Raw genomic sequence first — 20417 nt, forward strand, 5'->3', positions numbered from 1 at the left:
GCGGCAGCGGCTCGCTGCTGGTGACCAGGTCCCGCAGCGGGTACCGGCCCAGCACCGCGTCCACCTCGGGCGTCAGCGCCGCCGCCAGCCGTGACACCGGAGGGCGGGTCTCGTCCCGCAGCGCGTCGACGGCGGCCAGGATCACGCCCCGGAGGCCCTCCTCTTCGGGCACGCCGGCCGCCGCCCGCTCGTACAGGCGCGCGCCCTCCTCCAGGACGACGTCCGTGTCCATGCCCGCCGGGATCTTGATCCGCGCATGGTGACGCCAGGTGCTCACCGGGTCGCCCCACGCCTCCACGGTGAACGTCCACCGGCCCGGCTCCCCTGCCGTGACCGTGGCACCCCACCGGTCCGTCCCGGGCGTCAGCTCCCGCATCGGCGTCCACGGGCCGGGGCGGCCCTCGGGGTCCCTCAGGACGACGTTGGCGGCGACGGCGTCGTGCCCCTCCCGGAACACCGTCGCCGAGATCTCGAACGTCTCCCCGGTCACGGCCTTGGCCGGCCGGCGCCCGTGCTGGACGACCGGGCGGACATCGAGGACGGGTATGCGCCCGACGGCGGTCTTCCCGTCCGCGGGGGGTGGCTGCGGGACGGGTGGACCGGTGTCGGCCGGGCGCGCGGGGCGTGTTTCGCCGCCGGGTGCGCGCGCCCCGGTGGTGCGCTGGTCGGGGGGTGCTGGCGAATGGTGCTTGGCGGGCATGACCGCTCCTGTCCGCGTCAACGTGGGTGGGCGGATGTGTATGGGGAGGTGGGTCCTGCGTGGTGCTCCTGAGAGGGGTACCCGCAGGAGCCTTCCCACCCTATTCGGGTGGGCAATCCGGCACTTTGTTAACTACTCACGCGTATGTCGACACACAAGACCGGCCTCGTCCGCGGCGGACGAGGCCGGTCCTTGCGCGCGTCTGCTGCTTCCGCCTACCCCCGCGGCACCCGCAGTAACTTGTCCGGCGAACCGAGTCCGCGGCCGGAGACCTTCGTGTCCGCCGCAGCGGTGGTCAGAGCCGCGCTGACCTGGGCCGGAGTCGCCTTCGGATGGGCGGAGAGGTGCAGCGCGGCCGCGCCCGCGACATGCGGGGACGCCATCGAGGTACCCGAGAAGGCTGCCCGCGCGGTGTCGTCGGCGGCGGTCGCGGACGTGATGGCGACGCCCGGGGCGAACAGATCGAGGGCCGGGCCGTGGTTGGAGAAGGCCGGTTTTGCATCCTTGCGGTCGGTCGCGCCGACCGTGATCGCCTGCCTGACGCCCGCCGGGGAGTACAGGCTCGCCGGCCTTCCGTCGTTGCCCGCGGCGACGGTGTACGTGACGCCGGAGGCGATGGAGGCGCGCACGGCGGCGTCCAGCCGGTCGTTGCGCGGCCCACCCAGGCTGAGGTTGGCGACCGCCGGCTTCCTCGCGTGCCGGGTGACCCACTCGATCCCGGCGATCACCCGGGCCGTGGTGCCCCCGCCCGCCGCGTCGAGGACGCGCACGGAGACGATCCGGGCCTTCTTCGCGACGCCGTACGCGGTGCCGGCGACCGTGCCGGCGACGTGCGTGCCGTGGCCGTTGGCGTCCGAGGCGATCGGGTCGCCCCCGACGAAGTCCCAGCCGTGGCCCGCGCGGCCGCCGAAGTCCCGGTGCGTGGTGCGCACGCCGGTGTCGAGCACGTGGACCGTCACGCCGGCACCCGCCGACGCGGGCCAGGTGTAACTCCCGTCCAGCGGCAGCCTCGGCTGGTCGACCCGGTCGAGTCCCCAGGAGGGCGGGTCGCGCCGGGTGTCCTCCAGCCGGACGCGGGTGTCCTGCACGACCGAGGCGACCCGGGGGTCGGCGGCCAGCCGCCGCGCCCGTCTGTCGTCGGCCCGGACCGCGTAGCCGTTCAGGACCGTGCCGTAGGTGTGGCTGATCTCCACCCCGTACGTCCCGGCCAGTTCCTTTCCGGCCGCCGACCCGGCCCGCGTGCCCTCCTTCAGCGTGACCAGGTAACTTCCGTGCACGGAGCCGGGTGCTCCGGCGCCGAGTATCCGCCCCTCCGGTACGGCGTGCGCGGGCAGGGTGGTGGCCGAAAACGCGAGGGCGCAGAGCGCTGCGGCCAGGCCCCACGTTCCGCGCAGACGCCGCTGTCGCGTCCGTGCCATGGTCCGAGTTCCCCTCCTCGACTCGGCGCACGGCTGCCGCGCCGGGCCGCGTGCGGCCGGCGCGGGCCGGTACGCCAGGGGCAGCCTCTCGTGGCGGTGTGACGCACCACAAGGACGCCTATGGGGGCAGAATCGGCCATATCCGCCGACGGGCCTGTTCAGGCCGGATCAACGGCACGGTGGCGGAGCGTCGGCGAGGGCGGCACCGTCGCCGGTACTGTCGTAGGAGACGTCGTTGAAGCCCTGCGTCATCCAGCAACGCGCCGAGGTGGAACCCGTGAAGGCGATCCGTCGATTCACCGTCCGACCCGTGCTCCCCGACTCCCTCCGGCCACTCAGCGATCTGGCCCGCAACCTGCGCTGGTCCTGGCATGCGGAGACCCGCGACCTGTTCCAGTCCGTCGACCCCGAGCGGTGGGCCGCCTCGGGCGGCGACCCGGTCCGGCTGCTGGGCAGTGTGCCGCCCACGCGGCTCGCCGAGTTGTCCGAGGACCGCCGTTTCCTGCGCCGCCTCGCCGCGGTCGCGGGCGACCTGAACGACTACATGACCGGCGAGCGCTGGTACCAGGCCCAGCCCGAGGACCTGCCGGCCGCCGTCGCCTACTTCTCACCCGAGTTCGGCATCACGGCCGCCCTGCCGCAGTACTCCGGCGGCCTCGGCATCCTGGCCGGCGACCACCTGAAGGCGGCCAGCGACCTGGGCGTCCCGCTGATCGGCGTCGGCCTGCTCTACCGGCACGGCTACTTCCGCCAGACCCTCTCCCGGGACGGCTGGCAGCAGGAGCACTACCCGGTCCTCGACCCCAACGAGCTGCCCGTCGCGCAGCTGGAGGAGCCCGACGGCACGCCCGCCCAGGTCGCCCTCGCGCTGCCCGGCGGCAAACAGCTGCACGCCCGCATCTGGCTGGCCCAGGTCGGCCGCGTGCCGCTGCTGATGCTGGACTCCGACGTCGAGGAGAACGACCTCGGCGAGCGCGGCGTCACCGACCGGCTCTACGGCGGCGGCAGCGAGCACCGGTTGCTCCAGGAGATGCTCCTGGGCATAGGAGGGGTCCGGGCGGTACGGACGTACTGCCGGCTGACCGGCCACCCCGCGCCGGAGGTGTTCCACACCAACGAGGGGCACGCCGGGTTCCTCGGCCTGGAGCGCATCGCCGAACTGTGCGCCGATGGCCTCGACTTCGACTCGGCGCTGGAGGCGGTCCGCGCGGGCACGGTCTTCACCACCCACACCCCCGTCCCGGCCGGCATCGACCGCTTCGACCGCGAGCTGGTCGCCCGCCACTTCGGGCCCGACGCCGAACTGCCCCGCATCGACGTCGACCGCGTCCTGCGGCTCGGTATGGAGACCTACCCCGGCGGCGAGCCCAACCTGTTCAACATGGCCGTCATGGGCCTGCGCCTGGCGCAGCGCGCCAACGGCGTCTCCCTGCTGCACGGCAACGTCAGCCGTGAGATGTTCTCCGGCCTGTGGCCCGGCTTCGACCCGGACGAGGTACCGATCACCTCCGTGACCAACGGGGTGCACGCGCCCACCTGGGTCGCCCCCGAGGTGTTCCGGCTCGGCGCCCGGCAGATCGGCGTCCAGCGCGCGGAGGACGCGCTGACCGTCGGCGGCCCGGAGCGCTGGGACTCGGTGGCCGACATCCCCGACCAGGACATCTGGGACCTGCGGCGGGGCTTGCGCGAACAGCTCGTCGAGGAGGTGCGCAAGCGGCTGCGGGCCTCCTGGCGGCAGCGCGGCGCCGGCACGGCCGAACTGGGCTGGATCGACGGCGTGCTCGACCCGGACGTCCTCACCATCGGCTTCGCCCGGCGCGTCCCGTCGTACAAGCGGCTGACGCTGATGCTGCGCGACCGGGACCGGCTGATGGAACTGCTGCTGCACCCCGAGCGGCCGATCCAGATCGTCGTCGCGGGCAAGGCCCACCCCGCGGACGACGGCGGCAAGCGGCTGGTGCAGGAACTGGTCCGGTTCGCGGACGACCCGCGGGTGCGCCACCGGATCGTGTTCCTGCCCGACTACGGCATGGGGATGGCGCAGAAGCTCTACCCCGGCTGTGACATCTGGCTGAACAACCCGCTGCGCCCCCTGGAGGCCTGCGGCACGTCCGGCATGAAGGCGGCGCTCAACGGCTGCCTCAACCTCTCCGTCCTGGACGGCTGGTGGGACGAGTGGTTCCAGCCGGACTTCGGCTGGGCGATCCCCACGGCCGACGGGGTGGGGACCGACCCGGACCACCGCGACGACATAGAGGCCGCGGCGCTGTACGACCTGCTGGAGCAGCGGGTGACGCCCCGCTTCTACGAGCGGGGGCAGAGCGGGCTGCCCGACCGGTGGATCGAGATGGTCCGGCACACGCTGAGTTCGCTCGGGCCGAAGGTGCTGGCCGGGCGGATGGTCCGGGAGTACGTCGAGCGGCTGTACACGCCGGCGGCGCTCGCCCACCGCGCCATGGACCCGGACGCGGCCCGGGACCTCGCGGAGTGGAAGGGCCGGGTGCGGGCGGCGTGGCCGGGCGTCACGGTCGACCATGTCGAGACGTCCGCGTCCGAGGCGCTGGCGGAGCTCGGTACGACGCTGGGGCTGCGCGTGCGGGTCGGCCTCGGGGCGCTCGGGCCGGACGACGTGGAGGTGCAGGTCGTCTCGGGGCGGGTGGACGAGGAGGACCGGATCGGTGACGCGACGATCGTTCCCCTGAAGGCCGTGGGCTCCGCCGAGCAGGACGGGCGTTGGGTGTACGAGGGGCCCTTGTCGCTGGATCGCACCGGGCCTTTCGGGTACACGGTGCGGATCCTGCCCGCGCACCGGCTGCTGGCCTCGAGCGCGGAGCTGGGCCTGGTCGCCGGGCCGTCCGAGGAACTGGTGGCGGCTGGGGGGCTGTTGATGCGGTGAGCGGCGGCTGTGGGGCGTGAGGGCTCGCGTTCACGCGGCGGAGCCGCACATCGGCACAGCCCCGCGCCCCCAGGCCGGTTCGCCGCCCTGCCGGCACAGCCCCGCGCCCCTAGGCCGGTTCGCCGCCCTGCCGGCACAGGTTCCGCAGGACTGTGCCGCACCTGCGCGCGTACGCGTGCTGGAAGCCCCTGGTCGCCGGGCCGCCCGCCTTCGCGTACCACTTGGCGGCCCGGCTGAAGGCGTTCACCGTCAGCCAGACCGTGCCGTCACCGGTACGGTCGACCACGAAGGACTCCTCGCCGCTCTCCGGGTGGCCCGGCAGCGTGCCGTACGCCCAGCCGGCGCGGCGGGGTTCCTCCAGCGTCCAGACCACGCGGCAGGGGGCCTTGATCATGCCGGCCAGGGTGACGGTGACGTCGACGCCGGGGGCGGCCCGGTCGGCGGTCGCGTCGATGCCCACGCCCATGGCCCGGTGCATCTCCCAGGTGAGCACGGCTTCCGAGGCCCGGCGGAAGACGTCCTCACCCTCGCCGAGACGGGTACGGACGTGCAGCGGACGGAAGCCCGGCGGGCAGTGCCCCGGCTCGCGGGTGGCGCCGACCTCGGCGTAGGTGAAGTCCTTCGGATCCGGATAAGACACCGTCACAGAGTAGGGCGGTACCCGGGCCCGCCTTCGGTCCGGGTACCGCCCGTGGTCGTGGACCGGTCAGCCGACGTTGACGGCGGACCAGGCGGCCGCGACCGCCTTGTACTCGGCGCTGGACGCGCCGTACAGCGCCGAGGCCGCGTTCAGGGTGGCCGTACGGGCCTGCGCGTACTTGGTCGTCGACGTCATGTACGTCGTCAGCGCCTTGTACCAGATCTGCAGCGCCTTGGTGCGGCCGATGCCGGTGACCGTGGAGCCGTTGGAGGTGGGCGAGTTGTAGGTCACGCCGTTGATCGTCTTCGAGCCGCTGCCCTCGGACAGCAGGTAGAAGAAGTGGTTGGCGGGGCCCGAGGAGTAGTGCACGTCCAGGCCGCCCAGGCTGGAGGACCAGGCGTCCTTGGACGAGCCGTCCTTGCTGGGCTTGTCCATGTAGCGCAGCGGCGTGCCGTCGCCGTTGATGTCGATCTCCTCGCCGATGAGGTAGTCACCGACGTCGGCGGAGTTGTTCGCGAAGAACTCCGCGCCCGCGCCGAAGATGTCGGACGTCGCCTCGTTCAGGCCGCCGGACTCGCCGCTGTAGTTCAGCCCGGCGGTGGCCGAGGTCAGGCCGTGACTCATCTCGTGCGCGGCCACGTCCAGCGAGGTCAGCGGGTTGGCGTTGCCCGAGCCGTCGCCGTAGGTCATGCAGAAGCAGCTGTCCGACCAGAAGGCGTTGACGTAGTTGTTGCCGTAGTGGACGCGCGAGTAGGCGGCCTTGCCGTCGTTGCGGATGCCGCTGCGGCCGAAGGCGCTCTTGTAGAAGTCCCAGGTGACCTGGGCGCCGTAGTGCGCGTCGGCGGCGGCGGTCTCCAGGTTGGAAGGGCTGCCGTTGCCCCAGACGTCGTCGGCGCCGGAGAAGAGGGTGCCGGTGCCGGAGGTGCCGCGGTTGAGGTTGTACGTCCTGTGGCCGCCGCGGGTGCCGTCGGTGAGGTTGTACGAGGTACCGGACTTGGTGGTGGTGAGGTTCACCGTGCCGCTGTAGGTGGTGTTGCCGGTGCCGGTCTCGATGGCCTGGTACTCGTAGAGCTTCTCGCCGGTGGCCGCGTCGGTGACGACGTGCAGCTCGTTGGGCGTGCCGTCCTCCTGGAGGCCTCCGACGACCGTCTCGTAGGCGAGGACGGGCTTGCCGTCGGCCGCCCAGATCACCTTGCGGGGAGCGGAGTCCGCCTCGGTCTTCTCGGAGCCGGCCGCCTTGGCGAGGGTCACGGCCTGCTTCTCCGCCTTGGCGGCGGGCACGGCCGGCTTGAGCGAGGCCACCTTGATCGCGGCCTTCGTCGCTCTGGTGACGCCCCGCGCCTCGCCGGACTTCGACTCGTGCACGACGAGGTCGCCGCCGAGCACCGGCAAGCCGGCGTAGGTGCGCTCGTAGCGGGTGTGGACGGTGCCGTCGGCGTCCTTCACGACGTCCTTGACGACCAGCTTCTCCTGCGTGCCGAGGCCTATCTCGTCGGCGGTGGCGGCGGCGTCCGCCTGCTGCTCCCGGACGAGGGCGGTGCGGGCGGGCGCGGTGAGCAGGACCGGGGCGGCGGCGAGGACCGGCTTGCTCTGCGCGTCGGCGGCGACGCTGCTGCCGGAGGTCAGGCCGGTGGTGAGCAGGGCGCCGGCGGCGACCGCGGTGGCGATGGCCAGCGTGGTGCGCTTGTGACGCGCGTAGCGGGGGGCGATCACACGAGCTCCTAGGTGTGGGGGAACTGCTGGGTGCTGTGCGGCGGGTGGAGGAAGAGTGGCACTTGGGACGCGTACATGTCAGGAGCGCCACATGATGTTGGCCGGAAATCGACGGCTGGGTGTGCGTCCGGAGCGGGAGAACGGACGCCGCCCCGGGGGATTCGAACCCACCGGGGCGACGCCCTGACTCGGGACCGGCTCGGGGACCTACGGGAAGGTGAGCTTCCAGCTGTTGATGTAGCCGGTGTCGGCGGCCGCGTTGTCCTGCACACGCAGCTGCCAGACGCCGTTGGCCACCTCGGAGGACGCGTTCACCGTGTACGTGGTGTTCAGGTTGTCCGCGCTGCCGCCGGTGCCGTACCCCTTCAGCGTGTACGCCGTCCCGTCGGGGGCCACCAACTGCACCTGGAGGTCACCGATGTAGGTGTGGACGATGTCCACGGCGACCTTGAGGTCGGCCGGCGCGTTGCCCGTCCGCCCGGAGACGGTGACGGGCGAGGTGACCGCCGCGCCCCGGTCCGGGATCGCCACGTCGGCGGTGTTCTCGAAGGACGTGCCCCCGCCGCCTCCGCCGCCCGAGCGGGCGCCGACGTTCACGCCCGCCCACGCGTCCTGGACCGCCTTGTACTCGGCGCTGTCGGTGCCGTAGAGCTCACCGGTGGCCGCGAGGGTGCCGGTGCGGGCGCCCGCGTAGTTGGTGGTCGAGGTGAACTTGGTGGTCAGCGCGCGGAACCAGATCTTCTCCGCCTTGTCCCGGCCGATGCCGGCGACCGGAAGGCCGTCCGAGGTGGGCGAGTCGTACGTGACACCGTTGATGGTCTTGGTGCCGCTGCCCTCGCTGAGCAGGTAGAAGAAGTGGTTCGCCGGGCCCGAGGAGTAGTGCACGTCGATCGAGCCGATGCCCGAGTACCAGGCGTCCTTGGACGAGCCGTCCTTGCTGGGCTTGTCCATGTAGCGCAGCGGCGTGCCGTCGCCGTTGATGTCGATCTCCTCGCCGATGAGGTAGTCACCGACGTCGGCGGAGTTCTTGGCGAAGAACTCCACGGTCGAGCCGAAGATGTCGGACGTCGCCTCGTTCAGGCCGCCGGACTCGCCGCTGTAGTTCAGCCCGGCCGTGTTCGAGGTGAGCCCGTGGGTCATCTCGTGCGCGGCCACGTCGATCGAGGTCAGGGGGTTGGCGTTGCCCGAGCCGTCGCCGTAGGTCATGCAGAAGCAGCTGTCCGACCAGAAGGCGTTGACGTAGTTGTTGCCGTAGTGGACGCGGGAGTACGCGCCCACGCCGTCGCCGCGGATGCCGGAGCGGCCGTGCACGTTCTTGTAGTAGTCCCACGTCAGGGCGGCCCCGTAGTGGGCGTCCGCGGCCGCGGACTCCAGGTTGGACGGGCTGCCGTTGCCCCAGACGTCGTCGGCGCCGGAGAAGAGGGTGCCGGTGCCGGAGGTGCCGCGGTTGAGGTTGTACGTCCTGTGGTTGCCGCGGGCGCCGTCGGTGAGGTTGTACGCCGACCCGGACTGGGTGGTGGTGAGGTCGACCGTGCCGGAGTACACCGTGTTGCCGGTGCCGGTCTCGATGGCCTCCCACGCGTACAGCTTCTCGCCGCTCGTGGCGTCCGTGATCACGTGCAGTTCCTGCGGGGTGCCGTCGTGCTGGAACCCGCCGACGACCGTCTCGTACGCCACGACCGGCTCGCCGCTCGCGGCCCAGATCACCTTGCGCGGCTCGCGGTTGATGCCGGGGCTCTTCGCCTCCTCCGCCTTCCCGGCGGCCAGGGCCTGCTGCCGGGCCTTCGCGGCGGGCACCGCGGTCTTCGTCGTGGCCGGGGCGATGGCGGCGCGGGTCGCCCTCACGACGGCGGCGGTCTCGTCCGCCTTCGTGCTCTCCACGACCAGGTCGCCGCCGAGGACCGGCAGACCGTCGTAGGTGCGCTCGTAGCGGGTGTGCACGGTGCCGTCCCGGTCCTTCAGGACGTCCCGCACGACCAGCTTCTCCTTGGCCCCCAGGCCCAGGTCCTTCGCGGTCTCCGCCGTGGCGGCGTCGGCCTCGCGGATCAGCGCGGCGCGCTGGGCGGGGGTGAGCTTCACCGACTCCGAGCCGGGGATCGCCTTGCTCGCGACCCGCGGTGCCTTCTCCGGGGCCGCGACGGCGGTGCCGCTCTGCACGGCGGCGGCGATCAGCGCGGCGACGCCGGCGAGGGCCACGGCCGCGGTGCGGCGGGGGGTGTGGGGAGTGCGTCTGTGGGAGGTGCCTCTGCCAGAGGAACTGCTACTCAACACGGACTCCTTCTGCGGGACCGGGGGTCGCCCGGCCTGGGGAGGGGGAGGTGTTGCTGTGGGGTTGCTGTGGAGCAGTCGCGGGAAGCGTGGCAGGGGACCGCGCTTTCTGTCAGGAGCGCGTCAAAACAATGGCCGGAAACGGTTCGTTGACCGGAAGTTCATGTTCGCTATACGGACGCGGAAGGGGTCTGCCGTGAGGTCGGCGAGATCGACCTCACGGCGTACGGCAGCTACGCCAGACTGTCCCGCCACGCGCGGTGCAGTTCCGCGAATCTGCCCGTGCCCGCGATGAGTTCGCCCGGCTCGCCGTCCTCCACGATCCTGCCGTGCTCCATCACCAGGACTCGGTCCGCGATCTCCACCGTCGACAGCCGGTGCGCGATGACCACCGCCGTACGGCCCTTCAGTACCGTCGCCATGGCCCGCTGCACCGCGCGCTCGCCCGGGACGTCCAGCGAGCTGGTCGCCTCGTCGAGGATCAGCACCGCCGGGTCGGCCAGCAACGCCCGCGCGAACGCCACCAGTTGCCGCTGCCCGGCCGAGATGCGGCCGCCCCGCTTGCGGACGTCGGTGTCGTAGCCGTCGGGCAGGGCGCTGATGAAGTCGTGCGCGCCGATCTCCTTCGCCGCCTGCTCGATCTCCGCACGGGTCGCGTCCGGCCGGCCGATCGCGATGTTGTCGGCGACCGTGCCGGAGAACAGGAACGCCTCCTGCGTCACCATCACCACACCGCGCCGCAGTTCCGGCACGGCCAGATCACGCAGGTCGACGCCGTCGAGCAGCACCCGCCCGTCGGAGGGGTCGTAGAACCGGGCCAGCAGCTTGGCCAGCGTCGACTTGCCGGCGCCCGTGGAGCCGACGACCGCGACCGTCTGTCCCGCCGGGAGCGTCAGGTCGAAGCGGGGCAGCACCTCGCCGCCGGTGCGGTAGCCGAAGCGGACGCCGTCGAAGACGACCTCGCGGCCCGGGATCCCGCTGCTGCGCGGCGGGAGCGGCCGGGAGACGGCCGGCTCCGGCACGGACGGCTTCTGGGCGAGCAGCCCGGCGATCTTCTCCAGGGAGGCCGCCGCCGACTGGTAGGAGTTGAGGAACATGCCGAGCCGGTCGATGGGGTCGTACAGCCGTCGCAGATACAGCACGGCCGCCGCCAGCACACCGAGCGCCAGGGTGCCGTCCGCGACCCGGTGGGCGCCCCACAGCACGATCGCCGCGACCGCCGCGTTGGCGACCAGCCGCGAGCCGGTGACGTAGCGGGCCATCTCCAGCAGCGCGTCGCCGTTGGTCCGCTCGTGCCGCTGGTTCAGCCGGCCGAAGTCGGCGTCGTTGGCGGCCTCACGGCGGAAGGCGCGCACCGGCCGGATGCCGTTCATGGTCTCGACGAACTTCACGATGACCGCGGCGATGGCGGTGGACCGCGCCCGGTACACCCGTGCGGCACGCCGCTGGTAGAGCCGCACGAGCGCGTACAGCGGCACCAGGGACGCCACCGCCACGCCCCCGAGGCCGAGGTCGAGCCAGAGCAGCATCGCCGAGATGTAGACGAACGACAGGACGACCGTCACCAGCTCCTGCAACCCCTCGTCCAGAAGCTCGCGCAGCGACTCCACGTCCGTCGTGGAGCGGGAGATGAGCCGGCCCGAGGTGTAGCGCTCGTGGAAGTCGACGCTGAGCGCCTGGGCGTGGCGGAAGATCCGGCCGCGCAGGTCCAGCAGCACGTCCTGGCTGACGCGGGCCGCCGCGGCGACGAACGCCCACTGCAGCGCGCCCGCGGCCAGCGCGCACCCCAGGTAACCGGCGCCCACCGCGATCAGCGGCCCGTGGTCCCGCGCCCGGAACGCCGGTACGGCACGGTCGATGGCGTACGCCACGAGCAGCGGGCCCGCCTGCACCACCGCCTGCTGGACCAGCAGCAGGAGGGTCGTGACCGCGACCCGGGCCTTCATGGGCGCGAGCAGGGAGCGCAGCAGGGCCGCGGTCGCGCCCGGGGGAGTGGGCAGGACGTCCCGGTCGAAGGGGTCGCCGGGGGCGGGGCGGCGGTCGTCGGGCTTGCCGCCGGCCGGTGCCGTGGTGGCCGCCGTCATCGGGCCTCCTCCTGTTCCCCTGATTCCGCTCCGGACATCAGGTGGGCGTACTCGGCGTTGCCGCGCAGCAGTTCGTGGTGGGTGCCGACCGCGGCGATCCGGCCGCCGGACAGCAGCGCGACCCGGTCGGCGAGCAGCACCGTGGACGGGCGGTGCGCCACGATCAGGGCGGTGGTGTCGGCGAGCACCTGCCGCAGGGCGGCCTCCACGGCGGCCTCCGTGTGCACGTCCAGCGCCGACAGCGGGTCGTCGAGCACCAGGAACTCCGGCTGCCCCACGACCGCCCGGGCCAGGGCGAGACGCTGCCGCTGACCGCCGGAGAGACTGAGGCCCTGCTCGCCGACCTGGGTGCCGGTCCCCTGCGGCAGGGCGTGCACGAAGTCGGCCTGGGCGACGGCCAGGGCGCGCTCCAGGGTGGCGGGGCCCGCCGAGTCCCCGGCCCCCATGAGGACGTTGTCGCCGACCGAGGCGGAGAAGAGCGTGGGCTCCTCGAAGGCGACGGCGACCTTGGCGCGCAGGGTCTGACGGGGCAGGGCGGTGATGTCGACGCCGTCGAGGGTGATGCGGCCCGAGGTCACCTCGTACAGACGGGGGACGAGCGCGGTGAGCGTCGTCTTGCCGCTGCCGGTGGTGCCGACCAGGGCCATGGACTCGCCGGGGCGGATGTGCAGGTCGATGTGGTGGAGGACGGGAGGGGAGCCGGGCGGGGCGTCGGGGTAGCGGAAGGTGACGTCGTGGAAGCGCAGTCCCCGGTCGTCCGGGTCGGCCGGGGCCGCCCCCGGCACCGGATCCGTCTCCTCGGCCTTCTCGTCCATCACCTCGAAGTACCGTTCGGTCGCGGTCGCCGCCTCCTGGGTCATCGCCAGCAGGAAGCCGATCGACTCCACCGGCCAGCGCAGCGCCAGCGCCGTGGACAGGAAGGCCACCAGCGTGCCCGCCGACAGCGCCCCGTCGGCGACCTGGACGACCCCCACCACCAGCGCGGCGCCGATCGCCACCTCCGGCAGCGTCACGATGACACCCCAGATCGTCGCCAGCAGGCGCGCCTTGCGCAGTTCCGTGCCGCGCAGCCGCTGCGACAGCTCGCGGAAGGCCCGCGCCTGGCTCCGGTGGCGGCCGAAGCCCTTGATGATGCGGATGCCGAGCACGCTCTCCTCGACGACCGTCGTCAGGTCGCCCACCTGGTCCTGGGCGCGGCGGGCCGCCGTGGCGTAGCGCTTCTCGAAGACCACGCAGGTGACCAGGAGGGGTACGGCGGGCCCGAGGATGACCAGCCCGAGGGTCCAGTCCTGCACCAGCATGATGATCACGCCGACGAGGATCGTCACGCCGTTGACCAGCAGGAACGTCAGCGGGAAGGCGAGGAACATGCGCAGCAGCATCAGGTCCGTCGTCCCCCGGGACAGCAACTGTCCGGAAGCCCAGCGGTCGTAGAAGGAGACCGGCAGCCGCTGCAGGTGCCGGTACAGGGCCGCCCGCATGGAGGCCTCGACACGGGACAGCGGACGCGCCACCAGCCAGCGCCGCAGCCCGAACAGCAGGGCCTCCGCGAAGCCGAGCAGCAGCAGGTACAGCGCCCCGAGCCACACCCCGGCCGGGTCCCGGCCGGCGATCGGCCCGTCCACCATCCACTTCAGCACCAGCGGGATCACCAGGCCCACGCAGGAGGCGAGTATGGCGACGAACGCGGCGGTGAACAGCCTGCCCCGCACGGGCCGGACATACGGCCACAGGCGCAGCAGCGTACGCACGACGGAACGGTCCTTGGCGGGTGCGGGTGTCGTGGCCATCAGCAGCGAGCCTACGGTTCGCCACTGACACTTCCCACCGGGTTTGCGCCCGACCCGCATCGGCCGTTGGTCCTACGACCTGCGTTTTCGAGGCACCGGACGGCGGCACGGGCCGAGCCGTGCGCTCACCCCGCCACCCGCAGCAGCAGCACCGCGCGCGCCGGTACCGTGATCTCCGTCCCGGCCGGGTGCTCCGCCCCCGGTGCCTCCCCCTGCTCCTCCAGGCTCGTGTCGACGACGACCTCGTAGCGCTCCGCCCACGGCGGACCCGGCAGCACGAAGCTCACCGGCCCCTCGCCCGCGTGCAGCACCGCCAGGAAGCTGTCGTCGAGGATCTGCTCCCCGTGCTCGTCCCGGCCCGGGATGTCCCGGCCGGAGAGGTACATGCCCAGCGTGGCGGCGGGCGCGTACCAGTCCTGCTCGGTCATCTCCGTGCCCCGCGAGGTGAACCAGGCCAGGTCGCGCAGCCCGTCGGCGGTCTGCGCCCGGCCCGAGAAGAACGCCCGGCGGCGCAGCACCGGGTGCCGGTGGCGCAGCGCGATCAGCCGGGAGGTCAGCTCGAACAGGGCCCGCCAGCCGGGGTCCTCCAGCAGGCCCCAGTCCAGCCAGCTGATCTCGTTGTCCTGGCAGTAGGCGTTGTTGTTGCCGCGCTGCGTGCGGCCCAGCTCGTCACCCGCGACCAGCATGGGCACGCCCGTCGACAGCAGCAGCGTGGTCAGCAGGTTGCGCAGCTGCCTGCGCCTGAGCGCCCGCACGCCCTCGTCGTCCGTCTCGCCCTCGGCGCCGCAGTTCCAGGCGCGGTTGTCGTCCGTGCCGTCCCGGTTGCCCTCGCCGTTGGCCTCGTTGTGCTTGCGCTCGTAGGACACCAGGTCGCGCAGGGTGAAACCGTCGTGCGCGGTGATGAAGTTGACCGACGCGTACGGCCTGCGCCCGCCCCAGGCGTACAGGTCGCTGGAGCCCGACAGGCGGTAGCCCATCTCGCGCACGTCCGGCAGCGCGTGCCGCCAGAAGTCCCGCACGGTGTTGCGGTAGCGGTCGTTCCACTCCGTCCACAGCGGCGGGAACGCCCCCACCTGGTAGCCGCCAGAGCCCACGTCCCACGGCTCGGCGATCAGCTTCACCCGGCGCAGCACCGGGTCCTGGGCGATCACCGCCAGGAACGGGGAGAGCATGTCGACGTCGTGCATCGAGCGGGCCAGCGCCGCCGCCAGGTCGAAGCGGAAGCCGTCGACGCCCATCTCGGTGACCCAGTAGCGCAGCGAGTCCGTGATCAGGCGCAGCACGTGCGGCTGGACCACGTGCAGCGTGTTGCCGCAGCCGGTGTAGTCGGCGTAGCGGCGGGCGTCGTCCTGGAGGCGGTAGTAGCCGCGGTTGTCGATGCCCTTCAGGGACAGCGTCGGGCCCAGCTCGCCCGCCTCCGCGGTGTGGTTGTAGACCACGTCGAGGATGACCTCGATCCCGGCCGCGTGCAGGGCGCGCACCATGCGCTTGAACTCGCCGACCTGCTGACCGGTGGTGCCGGAGGCGGCGTAGGCCGCGTGCGGGGCGAAATAGCCGATGGAGTTGTAGCCCCAGTAGTTGCGCAGGCTCCTGCGCAGCAGGTGGTCCTCGTGCGCGAACTGGTGCACCGGCAGCAGCTCCACCGCCGTCACGCCCAGCGTCACCAGGTGCTCGACCGCCGCCGGGTGCGCGAGGCCGGCGTAGGTGCCGCGCAGCTCCTCGGGGATGCCCGGGTGCAACCGGGTGAAGCCCTTGACGTGCAGCTCGTAGATCACCGAGTCGGCCCACGGGGTCTTCGGGCGCCGGTCGTCGGACCAGTCGTCGTCATCGTGGACGACGACGCCCTTCGGCACGTACGGCGCCGAGTCCCGGTCGTCGCGCACGGTGTCGGCGACGTGCTGCTGGGGCCAGTCGCGGACGTGCCCGTACACCTCCGGCGGCAGCCCGAAGTCACCGTCGACGGCACGTGCGTACGGGTCGAGCAGCAGCTTCGCCGGGTTCCAGCGGGCGCCCGTCCAGGGGTCCCAGCGGCCGTGCACCCGGTAGCCGTAGCGCCGGCCGGGCAGCACGCCCGGCACGAAACCGTGCCAGATCCCGTGGGTCAGCTCGGCGAGCCGCACCCGTGACTCCTTGCCCGCCTCGTCGAAGAGGCACAGCTCGACCCCCTCGGCCCCGCCCGCCCACAAGGCGAAATTCGTCCCGGCCACCCCGCCCGGGCCGACCCGGAACCGGGCGCCCAGCGGGGTGGGCGCGCCCGGCCGGGCGGGCACGGCGGGCGGCGGCACGGAGGGCCGCGTGCCGTTCACGGCGGCGGCCTGGCGCCCGTTCCCGGTGGCCTCATGACCGGCCACCGCCTCCTGCTCGGCTGCGCTGGACACCTGTCAGCCTCCCGAGGCTCGTGGAACGACGGGGGACAGAGGGGTGCGGCCCTGTGCTGCGGCCCGGGTCGCGGCTCCCCTGCGCGTCGTCCTCCCCACTGTTCTGCCCAGAGCATGGGTCGCACTCACGTTTCCCCGGGGGCGGGCATGGTCGTTTCCCGGGGACGTGACCGGTCGTTGGGCACCTCGTGAGGCACGTACAAGGGCGCGCACGGCGCGCGAGGGCCGCGCTGGCCGCCGTAGTGACATGGGCAGGGCTCCTCGCCGGGGCCACCGGCTGCACCTCGGACGACGGCGGCGGCATCGCCGGGGTGTTCGGCGCGCCCCCGGCGCCCGAGGACGTCATCGAGGTCTCGCCCGGCGACGGCACCCGGGGCGTGCGCCCCGGGGAGGAACTGCGGGTGCGCGTACCCGACGGCCGGCTGGAGTCGGTGAAGGTCGTCCGGTCGCAGGACGCGCGGGTGACCCCCGTGCCCGGGCACCTCTCCGCCGACGGCCTGACCTGGGAACCGGAGGAGAAGCGGCTCGCGCTGGGCGCCAAGTACACGGTCGACGCCGTGGCCGTGGACGGCGGCGGACGCCGCTCGGCCCGGCACACGACGTTCACGACGTACGTCCCCAAGGAGCGTTTCATCGGCTACGTCACGCCGGAGCACCGTGCCACCGTCGGCACCGGCATGATCGTCTCCCTGCAGTTCAGCCGGCGGATCACCGACCGGGCGGCCGTCGAGCGCGCGGTGCGGGTCACCGCCCGCCCGGCCGTAGAGATCCGCCCGCACTGGTTCGGCCGGACCCGGCTCGACTTCCGCCCCCGGCACTACTGGAAACCCGGCACCCGGGTCACCGTCGAGCTGCGCCTGCGGGACGTGAAGGGCGGGCCGGGCCTCTACGGCCTGCAGGACAAGAGGTTCTCCTTCACCGTCGGCCGCAGCCAGATCTCGGTGGTCGACGCCGCCCGGCACTCCATGGAGGTGCGGCGCGACGGCGAACCGCTCGCCACCGTGCCCGTCACCGCCGGAGCCCCGAAGACGACCACCTACAACGGCAAGATGGTGGTGACCGAGATGCTGGAGGTCACCCGGATGAACGGCGCCACGGTCGGCTTCAAGAAGCGCGACGGCAAGGGCGAGTACGACATCCCCGACGTCCCGCACGCCATGCGCCTGACCGGCTCGGGCACCTTCCTGCACGGCAACTACTGGGCCCACCGCAGCGTCTTCGGCCGCACCAACGTCAGCCACGGGTGCATCGGCCTGCGCGACGTGAAGGGCGGCGGCTCGGACACCCCGGCCGGCTGGTTCTTCGACCGCAGCCTCGTCGGGGACGTCGTCGAGGTGGTCAACAGCAATGACAAAAAGGTCGCTCCCGACAACGGGCTCGGAGGCTGGAATATGGGCTGGAATGCATGGAAGGCGGGCAGTGCGGTGAAGTAACCCGACAGGGGGGCGGGTTGAGCCGGCGATCCGTTGGGACCGAACAGTGACATTCGCGGGCCGCCGGGGCCGCTCACTTGGTGGTTACTATTCGCCGGTGCGCGGGGGACACGCGCCGGGGAGCGGGCCTGGCCAGGTCCGGGGAGGGGAGAACCACTTGAACGTGCGACCGATATCGGGGGCGTCGGTTGGACGCGGGAGCGGGAGGCTCGCGCTCGTCGTCGGCGCGCTGCTGTTCGCCGTGACGGCGTGCGGCGGCGGGGACGGCGGCTCCGGTTCCGGCGCGGACGGCGGCCAGGGCAAGGGCGCGGACACCGCGCAGAGCGGGCAGTCCGAGGCCGTCGTCAGCATCGCGCCGAAGGACGGGGCCAAGTCCGTCGGGACCAGCGGCGCGCTGAAGGTCACCGCGGCCAAGGGCAAGCTCTCGGAGGTCGTCGTCAAGGACGCCGAGGGCAAGAGGATCGACGGGAAGATATCCGGCGACGGTGCCACCTGGACGCCGTCCACGCATCTGGCCGGTGCCACGAAGTACACCGTGCACGCGGTCGCCAAGGACTCCGAGGGCCGCACGGCCGCTGAGGACGCCGGCTTCACGACGCTGACGCCGAAGAACACCTTCATCGGCACCTTCACGCCCGAGGACGGCTCCAAGGTCGGCGTCGGCATGCCGTTCTCCATCCGCTTCTCCCGGGGCATCACCAGCCCGGAGGCCGTCGAGAACGCCATCCGCATCAAGACCGAGCCGGCCGTCGACGTCGAGGGCCACTGGTTCGGCAACGACCGCCTCGACTTCCGCCCCGAGAAGTACTGGAAGCCCGGCACCAAGGTGACCGTCGACCTGAACCTCGACGGCGTCGAGGGCCGCCCCGGCGTCTACGGCGAGCAGGACAAGAAGGTCGAGTTCACCATCGGCCGCAACCAGGTCTCGGTCGTCGACGCCAAGAAGCTCACCATGAAGGTCACGCGGGACGGCAAGGTCGTCAAGACCATCCCGGTCACCACCGGCAAGCCCGGCATGGAGACCTGGAACGGCCAGATGGTCATCAGCGAGATGCTCACGGTCACCCGGATGAACGGCGAGACCGTCGGCTACGGCGGCGAGTACGACATCAAGGACGTCCCGCACGCCGTCCGCCTCACCACCTCCGGCACGTTCCTGCACGGCAACTACTGGGCGAGCGGCGCCTTCGGCAACTACAACGCCAGCCACGGCTGCATCGGCCTGCGCGACGTGCGCGGCGGCTGGGACAAGAAGGTGCCGGCCGCCTGGTTCTTCAACAACTCCATGATCGGCGACGTGGTCGTCGTCAAGAACTCCGAGGACCGGATCGTCGACCCGGACAACGGGCTCAACGGCTGGAACATGTCGTGGGAGAAGTGGAAGAAGTAGCGCCCCCGCCGCTGACGGCAGGGCCCCGGTGTGACGGACCGCACCGGGGCCCCGTGCGTTAATCCCCGTTAACCTGCTGCCCATGACCGTCTCTCTCGAAGTCGCTGAAGGCGTCGGTACGCTCCGGCTGGACCGACCGCCCATGAACGCGCTGGACATCGCCACGCAGGACCGGCTGAAGGAACTCGCCGAGGAGGCCGCGCGCCGCGAGGACGTGCGGGCCGTGGTGGTCTACGGCGGCGAGAAGGTGTTCGCGGCCGGCGCGGACATCAAGGAGATGCAGGCGATGGACCACACGGCGATGGTCCTGCGCGCCCGCGCCCTGCAGGACTCCTTCACGGCGGTGGCCCGCATCCCCAAGCCGGTCGTCGCGGCCGTGACGGGCTACGCCCTGGGCGGCGGCTGCGAGCTCGCGCTCTGCGCGGACTACCGCATCGCCGGCGAGAACGCCAAGCTCGGCCAGCCGGAGATCCTGCTCGGCCTGATCCCCGGCGCCGGCGGCACCCAGCGCCTGGCCCGCCTGGTCGGCCCTTCCAAGGCCAAGGACCTCATCTTCACGGGCCGGATGGTCAAGGCCGACGAGGCCAAGGAGATCGGTCTGGTCGACCGGGTCGTGCCTGCCGACGAGGTCTACGCGCAGGCGCACGCCTGGGCCGCGAAGCTGGCCCAGGGCCCGGCCCTCGCGCTGCGCGCAGCCAAGGAGTCGATCGACACGGGCCTGGAGACGGACATCGACACGGGCCTCGCGATCGAACGGAACTGGTTCGCCGGCCTGTTCGCCACCGAGGACCGCGAGCGCGGGATGCGCAGCTTCGTGGAGGAGGGTCCGGGCAAGGCGAAGTTCCTCTGAACATTCCTCCACAGGTCGCAATTGACACCGTGTCCGATCCGGGTCCCTCGATGGGGCGGTTTATGGCAGCCTTAAGGCAACCTTAAGCGTGCCCGGTCGTGGGAGGTCGCCGATTGCCCCGGAACGGTCCGTTCCAGCAGGTCGGCCCGGGTGCGGACCAGGCCGAAGTGCCGTTGGCGCATGACGGGCGACCGTCGCCCCGGGGTCCGTCCCCCCGGGGGCGTATTCCCCGGGAACGGCCCCGGCGGACGGCCCGGACGGCCATCATGGGGGCATGGCGGGGCTGGAGGGTACGGGACAGCCGCGGGGGCACGCTCATGCGGCCGCGGCGCGCTGGTCGCCGGCCGTCGAGGACGAACTCGCGCTGAAGGCGCTGGAGTTGTACGGCGACCCGGCGGAGGCAGAGGTTCCACTGCCGTCCCGCCCCGAGTCCGCGGCCACCGCCAGACGGCTCACCCAGGTCGTGGTCCTGCGGCACTGGGGGCTCACGCCCAGGACCACGGAGGACGCGGTGCTCCTCGTCTCCGAACTGGTCGGCAACGCCGTACGCCACACCGGCGCCCGCGTCTTCGGGCTCCGTCTGCACCGGCGGCGCGGCTGGATCCGGGCCGAGGTGCGCGATCCCTCGCGCGGGCTGCCGTGCCTGATGCCGGTGCAGGAGATGGACGTCAGCGGCCGGGGCCTGTTCCTGGTCGACAAGCTGGCCGACCGCTGGGGGGTCGACCTGCTGCCCCGCGGGAAGACCACCTGGTTCGAGATGCGAATCCCCGACCGCTGAGGGCCGGGGCCCCAGGCCCGCGCGGCAGGGCTCACCCGGCCACCGATCGGGCGAATGGCCCGCTTCCGGGGAAGGCGCT

Annotated in this window: 13 protein-coding genes; 5 read left to right on the forward strand and 8 right to left on the reverse strand. The window is 72.3% G+C overall.

Annotated features, from left to right (window positions below; genetic code table 11):
- A partial coding sequence (locus ABTZ58_RS31135) for a maltotransferase domain-containing protein (RefSeq protein ID WP_351363871.1) occupies positions 1-700 on the reverse strand: 700 nt, incomplete at its 3' end.
- Between the two features lie 215 nt (positions 701-915).
- A complete protein-coding gene (locus ABTZ58_RS31140; RefSeq protein ID WP_351363874.1) occupies positions 916-2118 on the reverse strand; it encodes a S8 family peptidase in 1203 nt (400 codons plus the stop codon).
- A 277-nt stretch (positions 2119-2395) separates the two neighbouring features.
- On the opposite strand from ABTZ58_RS31140, the gene ABTZ58_RS31145 reads away from it, so the two are divergent.
- The gene (locus ABTZ58_RS31145) at positions 2396-5014 is read left to right on the forward strand and encodes a glycosyltransferase family 1 protein (protein ID WP_351363877.1); all 2619 of its coding nucleotides are present in this window, start codon (positions 2396-2398) and stop codon (positions 5012-5014) included.
- Between the two features lie 109 nt (positions 5015-5123).
- Here the strand turns inward: ABTZ58_RS31145 and ABTZ58_RS31150 are convergent, their stop codons facing one another.
- The 6 genes from ABTZ58_RS31150 to glgX form a co-directional block, all read right to left on the reverse strand.
- Entirely contained in the window at positions 5124-5660 is a 537-nt protein-coding gene (locus tag ABTZ58_RS31150; RefSeq protein WP_351363880.1) for a DUF1990 domain-containing protein, read from the reverse strand.
- Positions 5661-5720: 60 nt separating this feature from the next.
- Positions 5721-7364: a M4 family metallopeptidase gene (locus ABTZ58_RS31155; RefSeq protein WP_351364070.1), complete on the reverse strand. Its 1644-nt coding sequence runs from the start codon at positions 7362-7364 to the stop codon at positions 5721-5723.
- A gap of 210 nt (positions 7365-7574) precedes the next feature.
- On the reverse strand, positions 7575-9635 hold the full coding sequence (locus tag ABTZ58_RS31160) for a M4 family metallopeptidase (protein ID WP_351363883.1): 2061 nt from the start codon (positions 9633-9635) through the stop codon (positions 7575-7577).
- 233 nt (positions 9636-9868) lie between these two features.
- Complete coding sequence (locus ABTZ58_RS31165; RefSeq protein ID WP_351363886.1) at positions 9869-11719, reverse strand: ABC transporter ATP-binding protein; 1851 nt, start codon at positions 11717-11719, stop codon at positions 9869-9871.
- A complete protein-coding gene (locus ABTZ58_RS31170) occupies positions 11716-13509 on the reverse strand; it encodes an ABC transporter ATP-binding protein (RefSeq protein WP_351363889.1) in 1794 nt (597 codons plus the stop codon). Before ABTZ58_RS31170 ends, ABTZ58_RS31165 begins: the two co-directional genes overlap by 4 nt.
- A 125-nt stretch (positions 13510-13634) precedes the next feature.
- Entirely contained in the window at positions 13635-15887 is a 2253-nt protein-coding gene (gene glgX, locus ABTZ58_RS31175; protein WP_351363892.1) for a glycogen debranching protein GlgX, read from the reverse strand.
- Between the two features lie 188 nt (positions 15888-16075).
- Here glgX and ABTZ58_RS31180 point away from each other — a divergent pair, with 188 nt between their 5' ends.
- The 4 genes from ABTZ58_RS31180 to ABTZ58_RS31195 all read left to right on the forward strand — a co-directional run bounded on the left by ABTZ58_RS31180 (position 16076) and on the right by ABTZ58_RS31195 (position 20338).
- The gene (locus ABTZ58_RS31180; protein WP_351363894.1) at positions 16076-17320 is read left to right on the forward strand and encodes a L,D-transpeptidase; all 1245 of its coding nucleotides are present in this window, start codon (positions 16076-16078) and stop codon (positions 17318-17320) included.
- A gap of 157 nt (positions 17321-17477) precedes the next feature.
- Positions 17478-18710: a L,D-transpeptidase gene (locus ABTZ58_RS31185; protein ID WP_351363897.1), complete on the forward strand. Its 1233-nt coding sequence runs from the start codon at positions 17478-17480 to the stop codon at positions 18708-18710.
- Positions 18711-18792: 82 nt separating this feature from the next.
- Positions 18793-19560, forward strand: a complete 768-nt coding sequence (locus ABTZ58_RS31190; RefSeq protein WP_351363900.1) for an enoyl-CoA hydratase/isomerase family protein — start codon at positions 18793-18795, stop codon at positions 19558-19560.
- Positions 19561-19834: 274 nt separating this feature from the next.
- On the forward strand, positions 19835-20338 hold the full coding sequence (locus ABTZ58_RS31195; protein ID WP_351363903.1) for an ATP-binding protein: 504 nt from the start codon (positions 19835-19837) through the stop codon (positions 20336-20338).
- Positions 20339-20417: the final 79 nt, after the last annotated feature.

Source organism: Streptomyces sp. NPDC094143, from assembly GCF_040303825.1.
GTDB lineage: Bacteria > Actinomycetota > Actinomycetes > Streptomycetales > Streptomycetaceae > Streptomyces.

What these genes read in the sequence shown, in the direction of transcription:
- ABTZ58_RS31195 (WP_351363903.1), top strand. Translation starts at nt 19,835, where the DNA reads ATGGCGGGGCTGGAGGGTACGGGACAGCCGCGGGGGCACGCTCATGCG.
- ABTZ58_RS31170 (WP_351363889.1), bottom strand. Translation starts at nt 13,509, where the DNA reads ATGGCCACGACACCCGCACCCGCCAAGGACCGTTCCGTCGTGCGTACG.
- ABTZ58_RS31190 (WP_351363900.1), top strand. Translation starts at nt 18,793, where the DNA reads ATGACCGTCTCTCTCGAAGTCGCTGAAGGCGTCGGTACGCTCCGGCTG.
- ABTZ58_RS31165 (WP_351363886.1), bottom strand. Translation starts at nt 11,719, where the DNA reads ATGACGGCGGCCACCACGGCACCGGCCGGCGGCAAGCCCGACGACCGC.
- ABTZ58_RS31140 (WP_351363874.1), bottom strand. Translation starts at nt 2,118, where the DNA reads ATGGCACGGACGCGACAGCGGCGTCTGCGCGGAACGTGGGGCCTGGCC.